This is a genomic window from Bradyrhizobium sp. 31Argb, from assembly GCF_043638955.1.
Classification (GTDB): domain Bacteria; phylum Pseudomonadota; class Alphaproteobacteria; order Rhizobiales; family Xanthobacteraceae; genus Bradyrhizobium.
This window is the reverse complement of record NZ_JBEGDB010000531.1, coordinates 1-2,152: the sequence shown is the minus strand read 5'-3', so window position 1 is coordinate 2,152 and position 2,152 is coordinate 1. Positions and strand designations below refer to the sequence as shown.

2 protein-coding genes are annotated in these 2,152 nt (G+C 62.6%); one reads left to right on the top strand and one right to left on the bottom strand.

Annotated elements, in window-relative coordinates:
• The coding region (locus AAFX91_RS41050) for a hypothetical protein (protein WP_394570276.1) at positions 1-465 on the top strand (465 nt) is incomplete at its 5' end.
• Here the strand turns inward: AAFX91_RS41050 and tnpC are convergent.
• Positions 466-2,025: an IS66 family transposase gene (gene tnpC, locus AAFX91_RS41045; RefSeq protein ID WP_394570277.1), complete on the bottom strand. Its 1,560-nt coding sequence runs from the start codon at positions 2,023-2,025 to the stop codon at positions 466-468.
• Between the last annotated feature and the right edge of the window lie 127 nt (positions 2,026-2,152).

The window sequence follows — 2,152 nt, the reverse complement described above, 5'->3', positions numbered from 1 at the left end:
CCTCTGAAGGGGGCGACGGGGATCAGAATGACCAGCGAGTCGCATCTGCGCGAGAAGCTTCGGAAGATCGAGGCGTTGTTCGCGGGTGCAGGAACTGCTGGTGAGCGCTTGGCGGCGGAAGCCGCACTGCAGCGGGTGCGTGCCCGGGTCGAGGAGCTCGCTCGCCACGATCCACCGATCGAGCAGCAATTCTCACTTCCCGACCAATGGTCGCGGCAGCTGTTTCTGGCGCTTTGCCGTCGATACGGGCTGCGGCCGTTTCGTTACCACCGCCAGCGACGCAACACGGTGATGATCCGCGCGTCACGGGGCTTCGTTGACAAGATCCTGCTGCCGGAGTTCACCGAGCTGCAGAGGGCGCTGCAAGTCTATCTGCACGAGGTGACGCTGCGCGTGATCCGCGAAGAGATCTATGACGACACCAGCGACGCGCAGGAAGTTCCCGACGCCCTGCCGTCAAATTGATCAGGCGGCGAGCTTTGTCTCCAGACCATCGCGCTCGGCCTTCCATGTCCACGGCAGCAATGTGTGCAGCTGATTGATCTTGGTGCGTCCGGAGACAATGCGCTCGAGAACGTCGGTCAGATAATGCCGCGGGTCGATGTCTTGCAGCTTGGCCGAGTTGATGATCGACGCGAGAATGGCCCAGGTCTCGGCGCCGCCTTCACTGCCCGCAAACAAATAGTTCTTCTTTCCTAACCCTATCGGCTTGATGGTGCGTTCGACCGTATTGTTGTCGATCTCGATGCGCCCGTCATCGATGAAGCGCGTCAGGCCTTCCCAATGGTTGAGGGTGTAGCGAATCGCCTTGCCAAGGCCAGACTTCTTCGAGACTTCCAGCAGTCGTGCCTCAAGCCACGGCTTGAGGTGCTCGATCAGCGGCCTGGTTTCGGTTTGCCGAACCGCAGACCGCTGCGCCGCCGGCAGACCACGGATACGGTCTTCGATGGCATAGAACATCGCAATCCGTTGCAGCGCTTCCGCGGCAATCGGCGACTTCGTCGCGACGTGAACGTCCCAGAACTTCCGCCGCGCATGCGCGAAGCAGAATGCGAGTTGCACCAGACGGCCGCCGTTCTTGATCAGACCCTTGTAGGCGGCATAGCCGTCGACCTGCAGGATGCCCTGGTAGTCTCCGAACAGCTGTTTGGCGCGGATCGCCTTGCGATCCTCGGCAAATACGTAGACCACCGCCGGCGGTGCCGGGCCGCCCCACGGCCGGTCATCGGTGGCGATCGCCCAGAACTGGCAGACTTTGGTCCTGCCACGGCCGGGATCGAGAACCGGCAGCGGCGTCTCATCGGCAAACAGCCGCGGGTAGGAGATCACTGTGTCGCGCAACAGCGCGTGAAGCGGCCTCAGCCACCAGGCGACGCGGCCCATCCACGAAGCCAGCGTCTGACGGTCGAGCGCGACGCCCTGCGCGGCAAACATCTGTTCCTGCCGATACAGCGGCAGCTGGTAACCGTATTTCATCACCGCGATGTGGGCCAGTAAGGCTTCCGTCACCATCCCGCCCTCGACCGCCTGGGCCGGCGCGGCCGCCTGCAGCACACCCTGGCGGCATCCCCGGCAACCATAGCGCGGACGCACGATGCGCTTGACCCGGTATTGCATCGGAACGACGTCGAAGGCTTCCTTGACGGTCTCCCCGATCTTGTGCAGCCGCTCGCCGCAGCAGGGGCAGATATGGCTCTCGATATCGATCACGACGTCGATGCGCGGCAAATGCTCCGGAAGCTTCCCCCGGTTGCGTCGCGCCAGTCGCTTTCCACGGCCTTCCGCTCCATCAGGCAGCCTGCCTCCGGTCACGTCGTCGTTGGCGGCGGGACCAGCCGCCTGCGCCGTGATGGTGAAGAGAGATAGCTGTCCGGGATCCAGTGTCTCGGACCGGGGACCGAAGATCGTGCGCTTGTACTGCGACAGGATCACCAGGAGCTTGTCGTTCTCCTGGATCGCAGCATCGCGCTGGGCGATCGCTGCATCACGCTCAGCCGCCAGCGTGCTGCATTCCGCCGACAACATGGCAAGCCGTGACGACAGCGCCGTCACGGCTTTCTGGAGCAATGCTGGATCGAAAGGCAAATCAATCATGCAGCGCGTTCTACTACAGCTCTGCATGAATGCCGAACTACTCTTGATGATGATCAAC

Excerpts from the sequence above, each read along its gene's own strand:
- tnpC (WP_394570277.1), bottom strand. The coding sequence starts at position 2,025 with ATGTTGTCGGCGGAATGCAGCACGCTGGCGGCTGAGCGTGATGCAGCG.